Origin of the sequence: Streptomyces sp. NPDC050263, from assembly GCF_040655955.1 — a bacterium.
GTDB lineage: Bacteria > Actinomycetota > Actinomycetes > Streptomycetales > Streptomycetaceae > Streptomyces.
The window spans coordinates 1-4,864 of sequence record NZ_JBFAKW010000241.1; the positions used below are offsets into that span (position 1 = coordinate 1).

Below are 4,864 nucleotides of genomic sequence, written 5' to 3' on the forward strand. Positions count from 1 at the left end.
TCAACTCCACCTCCTCGATCTCCTCGACACCGACATCGGACAGACCCGCTGGCCACAGACCTGAAACGGTGACCCGCGAAGTCCGGGTCTAGGGCATGTGCCCGATGCCCGGGCGACCGCCTTAGAACCACGATGACCGGGCATGACGAAGAACTGGTCCGTGGTGCGCGTCCTGCGGGACCGTGACGCGGCGCTCTATCTGGCCGCGTCGGTGGTCTCCGGGTTCGGCACCTCGGCGCTGTGGCTGGCGTCCGGGGTGTGGGTCAAGGACCTCACCGGCTCGAACGGGCTCGCGGCGCTGTGCGTGCTGGCGCTGTGGCTCCCCACGCTGTTCGGCCCGCTGCTGGGCGCCCTCGCCGACCGCACCTCGCGCAAACCCCTGCTGGTCGCGCTCAACCTGGGCCCGGCGGCCCTGCTGCTCACCGTCCTCGGCGTGGACTCCCCCGGCCGGCTGTGGCTGCTGTTCGCGGTGCTGGTGCTGTACGGCGCGGCCTCGGTGGTGGCCGACGCCGCCGAGTCCGCGCTGGTCGCCGGAGCCGTCGCGCCGGAGCTGCTCGGCGACTTCAACGGACTGCGCACGACGGCCGTGGAGGGCATGAAGCTGGTGGCCCCGCTGGCGGGCGCGGGCGTCTACGCGGCCTACGGCGGCCCGAGCGTGGCGCTGCTGGACGCGGCGAGTTTCGTGTGCGCGGCGGGGCTGTACGCGTGCGTGCGGGTCCGCGCGGCACGCCCGGAGCCCGCCACGAGCGGTTGGCGGGCGCGGACGGCCGAGGGCTCCCGCTTCCTGTGGGGGCACCCGGCGCTGCGTCCGCTGGTGGTGGCGGGCGGTACGACGATGCTGTTCGCCGGGGTCAACGGGGCGTTGATCTACGCCGTCGTCGAGGGCCTCGGCCGCTCCCCCGCTTTCACGGGCGTGCTGTACGCCGTCCAGGGCGCCGGTTCGGTCGTCGTCGGGCTGCTCTCGGGGCCGGCGCTGCGGCGGCTCGGCGAGCGCCGGTTCGCGGCCTGCGGGATCGCCCTCACGGCCGTCGCGGTGGTCGTGCGGGCCGTCCCGTCGGAGCCGGTGGCCCTGGTGTGCGCCGCCGCGATCGGGGCGGGGCTGCCCTGTGCGCTGATCGCCGCGCTGACCGCCGTCCAGCGGGAGACCCCGGACGCGCTGCTGGGCCGGGTCGCCGCCACGGCCGGCACCCTGCTGTACGCGCCGAACGTGTTCGGCCTCGCGGCGGGCGCCGGACTCGTCGAACTCGTGCCGTACCAGCCGCTGTCGGCGCTGCTGGGCGCGACGCGACTACTGACGGTCCTGCCCCTGTTCCAACGCCCCGCACGCCCCTCCCGCACGGCCGCCAGGTCGGTGTCCGACGCCGACCCGACGTGACACACCCGACCCACCAACGCCCCGAACCCTCCGCCGCCGACCCACCGCGCCGCAAGCGCCCCGAACCCTCCCGCCGCCGACCCAACGCGCCGCAAGCGCCTCCCCCACGATCCCCGGATCCCGGTCCGACACCCCCCGACGTAAGACACCCGACCCACCAACGCCCCGAACCCTCCCGCCGCCGGCTCACCGCGCCGCAAGCGCCTCCCGTACGGCCGCCAGGTCGGTGTCCGACGCCAACCCGGCGTGATACAGCCGGATCTGCGTCGCCCCGAGTTCCTTCGCGCGGGACGCGTCGGCGGTGAGGGTCGCCGGGCTGCCGCCCATGCCGGAGACGACGCCGAAGTTGGCGGCGATGACCGCGCCCGGGCGGCGCTGCTCGGAGAAGGGGGTCAGCAGGGCGGGGCCGCCCGCGCAGGGCACCACCACGCCGTCCGCGACGGACAGGATGTGTGCGGGGTCGACGCCCGGGTTGGCGCCCACGTGGTACATCACGGGGTCGGCGTGCAGCAGGACCTGGAAGCCGGCCGGCGCTGCGGCCCGGACGGCGGCGACGGCCGCCTCCTGGAGGGTGCGGGCGGTTTCGTCGCGCCACGCGCGCGTGGCCGCCGCCGTCTCCTCCCCGAGGAGCTTCTCGACGCCCGCCCAGCCTCCGTCGTCCGGCGCCCCCTGCCACAGCGGCTCCAGCGCCTCGCGGACGGCGGCGGCGAGCGCGTCGGCGTCCAGGCCCCGGTCGCCGTAGCCGGACCGGCAGGCGGGGCAGAAGCAGAGCGCCATCAGGTACTGGCCGGCGTCCCCGAGGCCGACTCCGCCGGTCTTGTCGTGGGCGTGCAGATGCTGGAGGCCGTACCAGCCGAGGGACTCCAGTTCGGTGCCGCCGGCGCCGGGGCGCACGGCGGCCTCGGCGGCGAGGTCGACGAGATACGCGCGCGTGGCGGGCTGGGCGATGCAGGGGGCCCACGGGTAGCGGTCGCCGTAGGCGTTGACCACCGAGGTGTCCGGATGGTCGGCGCCCAGGCGGGAGTTGTGCGCGAGGACCACCCAGGTGTGCACCTCCAGGCCCGCGTCCGCGAGCGCTTCGGCGGCCTCGCCGAAGGCGTCGCCTGGGGCCCAGTCGCCGGCCGGGTACGGGCGCAGGGCGCGGCCCTCCCAGCGGTCGTCCGGCGGGTACAGCACGGCCGCGTGCTCGGCGGTGACGATGCGGTGCCGCGGGTGGCGGGGGGTGAGGGCGCGGGTGGAGTGGTAGGCGGCGGCGAGCGTCACCTGTTCCACTCCGAGTGCGGCGATCCGGGCCGGGGCCGCGGGATCGCCGGTGACGTCCCAGGGGTAGACGAATGTCGACGCCTTCACTTATTTGTCCTCCTCCAGCAGCGCGCAGCCGCGTTCCATCACCCGGGCGAGTTGTTTGACATGATCCTCGCTCGGTTCGTGCAGCGGCGGGCGGACCTCGCCGACGTCGAGACCGCACAGCCGGACACCGGCCTTGACGAGGGAGACGGCGTAACCGCGGCCCTGGGCGCGCAGTTCGACGAACGGCCGGTAGAAGCCGTCGAGCAGTCGGCGGACGGTGCTCTCGTCGCCGGTGGCGAGCGCCCGGTGGAAGGCGAGGGCGAGCTCGGGGACGAAGCAGAACACGGCCGAGGAGTAGAGGGTGACGCCGAGGGCCCGATAGGCGAGCTGGGTCTGCTCGGCGGTCGGCAGGCCGTTGAAGTAGAGGAAGTCGCCGGGGACCTCGGTGCGCACGGCGCTGACGATCCGCTGCACGAGGTCGAGGTCGCCGAGGCCGTCCTTGAGGCCGACGATCCCCTCGGTGCGGGCGAGTTCCACGACGGTCTCAGGGGTGAAGACGGCGTTGTCGCGCTGGTAGACGATCACGGGGAGCGCGGTCGCGGCCGCCACCGTCCGGTAGTGCTTGAGCAGGCCCTCCTGGGCGGCCACGACGAGGTAGGGCGGCAGGACGAGCAGGCCGTCCGCCCCGGCCCGCTCCGCGAGCCTCGCGTAGCGCACGGCGAGCGCGGTCCCGTAGCCGGCGCCCGCGACGACCGGCACCCGTCCGGCGGTCTCCTCCACGGCCGCCCGGACGCAGGCCTCGAACTCCTCGGGCGCGAGCGCGTGGAACTCCCCGGTGCCGCAGGCCGCGAAGACGGCGGCGGCGCCCGCCTCCACCCCGCGGCGGACGTGCGTGCGGTAGACGTCGAGGTCGAGGGAGCCGTCGGGGCCGTAGGCGGTGACGGGGAAGAACAGCGGTCCGCTGGGGACGCGGAGGCGGGCGGCGAGCGGGGCTGACGTCACGGGCTCTCCCGGGTCCATGTTCTCGTGATCGTCGAGAATCACGAGCATCACGAGCAGTCCATATTCTTGAGCGGCGTCCATATTCCTGAACAAGCTCACGCTAAGGTGCCCGATCGAGCCCGGTCAAGCGCGCCAACCCCCGAGACACCAGCAGTTTTGGCACTCCTGTAGGACACTTGACGGGCACCGCCGCCGCTCCTTAGCGTGTCCATGAATGTGAACTTCGGCCATGCATGCGTCCGCCCGCTCAAGTGATCCAAGGAGACCCAGGGATGCCCGCACCGCGCACCGTCCTGCTCACCGGCGCCGCCGGCGGCCTCGGCACCCTGATGCGGGACCTGCTGCCGGCCTACGGCTACGAGCTGCGCCTGCTCGACCTGCGCCCGATCGACGGCGAGCCGGCGGCGATCGTCGCGGACCTGGCCGACAAGGAGGCGGTCCGGGAGGCCGTGCGGGGCGTCGACGCGATCCTCCACCTCGCGGGCATCTCCCTGGAAGCCCCCTTCGAGAAGATCCTCAAGGCGAACATCGAGGGCACCTACAACCTGTACGAGGCGGCTCGCGAGGAGGGCGTCGGCCGGGTCGTCTTCGCCTCCTCCAACCACGCGGTCGGCTTCACCCCCCGCCCGCGGGGCGACGCGCCTCTCGACGCGGGCAAGCTGATCCCGATCGACGCCCCGCGCCGCCCGGACACCTTCTACGGCCTGTCCAAGTCCTTCGGCGAGGACCTCGCCCAGCTCTACTGGGACAAGCACGGCCTGGAGAGCGTGTCGGTGCGCATCGGCTCCTGCTTCGCCGAGCCGACCAGCGTGCGCATGCTGTCGGTGTGGATGAGCCCCGCCGACGGGGCCCGCCTCTTCCATGCGGCCCTGACCGCCGAGAGCGTCGGCCACACCGTCGTCTACGGCTCCTCCGCCAACACCCGGCTGTGGTGGGACCTGAGCACCGCGCGGGCGCTCGGCTACGAGCCGCGGGACGACTCCGAGCCGTACGCCGAGAAGCTGATCGCCGAGCAGGGCGAGCTGGACCCGGAGAACATCGCCCACGCCTACCTGGGCGGCCACTTCGTCAGCGACCCGCCGATCTGGCCGTACTGACCGGGCACGGACCTCGACGGCGGCGGGGGGGGGGCGCACCGGGCCCCCCCCCGCCCCCAGCCGGGCCCCGGGAAGGTGGTTCCCCACCACTAAAAAAAAG

At 73.8% G+C, this 4,864-nt stretch carries 4 protein-coding genes; 2 read left to right on the top strand and 2 right to left on the bottom strand.

Annotation, left to right across the window (positions count from 1 at the left end):
• Nucleotides 1-142 precede the first annotated feature (142 nt).
• Nucleotides 143-1,375 carry an MFS transporter gene (locus tag AB0J04_RS45305; protein ID WP_363174580.1) on the top strand — a complete coding sequence of 411 codons (1,233 nt, stop codon included), beginning with the start codon at nt 143-145 and terminating at the stop codon, nt 1,373-1,375.
• 186 nt (nt 1,376-1,561) lie between these two features.
• Here the strand turns inward: AB0J04_RS45305 and AB0J04_RS45310 are convergent, their stop codons facing one another.
• Both AB0J04_RS45310 and AB0J04_RS45315 read right to left on the bottom strand, forming a co-directional pair.
• Entirely contained in the window at nt 1,562-2,725 is a 1,164-nt protein-coding gene (locus AB0J04_RS45310; RefSeq protein ID WP_363174581.1) for a hypothetical protein, read from the bottom strand.
• A complete protein-coding gene (locus AB0J04_RS45315) occupies nt 2,726-3,685 on the bottom strand; it encodes a 5-dehydro-4-deoxyglucarate dehydratase (RefSeq protein WP_363174583.1) in 960 nt (319 codons plus the stop codon). It abuts the gene before it with no gap.
• Nucleotides 3,686-3,939: 254 nt separating this feature from the next.
• Between AB0J04_RS45315 and AB0J04_RS45320 the strand changes: the two genes are divergently transcribed.
• Nucleotides 3,940-4,764, top strand: coding sequence for an NAD(P)-dependent oxidoreductase (locus AB0J04_RS45320; RefSeq protein WP_363174582.1), 825 nt, complete (start codon nt 3,940-3,942; stop codon nt 4,762-4,764).
• Nucleotides 4,765-4,864 lie beyond the last annotated feature (100 nt).

What these genes read in the sequence shown, in the direction of transcription:
- AB0J04_RS45315 (WP_363174583.1), bottom strand. Translation starts at nt 3,685, where the DNA reads ATGGACCCGGGAGAGCCCGTGACGTCAGCCCCGCTCGCCGCCCGCCTC.
- AB0J04_RS45305 (WP_363174580.1), top strand. Translation starts at nt 143, where the DNA reads ATGACGAAGAACTGGTCCGTGGTGCGCGTCCTGCGGGACCGTGACGCG.
- AB0J04_RS45320 (WP_363174582.1), top strand. Translation starts at nt 3,940, where the DNA reads ATGCCCGCACCGCGCACCGTCCTGCTCACCGGCGCCGCCGGCGGCCTC.